Here is a 433-nt window from a genome sequence, read left to right as displayed (position 1 = left end):
GGCGAACAGCCCGCTGGCTCCGCCGGTAGTGGGCCGCATCACGGTTCTGCCCTGAGCGGCTGGCGAAGGGGGCGGGCCGTATTCAGCCGGCCCGCCTGCCGGGATGACCAGCGCGCCAACCACCAGCAGCTGAGCATCGCCTGAAGCACGGCGATGCTCAACAAGAATCCGAAGCTCGGCCCGAGGGCGTAGAACAGGCCCAGCCCGAGCAGTGCCTGCGCGAGCCAGTTCGTCAGCGCCATGCGCCCCATGGGCGCGAGCTTGCGCAACCAGTGCCGCCAGCGGGTCTGCTGGAACAGCAGCACGAAGGCGGCCATGCAGAACAGGCCGAGCGCGACCTGATGCAGCAGGCGCACCACCCAGATGCTCGCACCGCCTGAGCTCCACAACATCACCAGCGTGGTCGCGATCAAGCTGATGGCGAGTGTCACCT

The 433-nt window shown here is 68.1% G+C and carries 1 protein-coding gene; it reads right to left on the bottom strand.

The window, feature by feature from the left end:
- Positions 1-38: 38 nt before the first annotated feature.
- A partial coding sequence (locus ACSFA2_RS26015; RefSeq protein WP_435458207.1) for a DUF418 domain-containing protein occupies positions 39-433 on the bottom strand: 395 nt, incomplete at its 5' end.

This window comes from Variovorax cryoconiti, assembly GCF_051216395.1.
Taxonomy (GTDB): Bacteria; Pseudomonadota; Gammaproteobacteria; order Burkholderiales; family Burkholderiaceae_C; genus Variovorax.
Note: the sequence above shows the minus strand (reverse complement) of the source record. Positions and strands in the feature narration are given on the sequence as shown.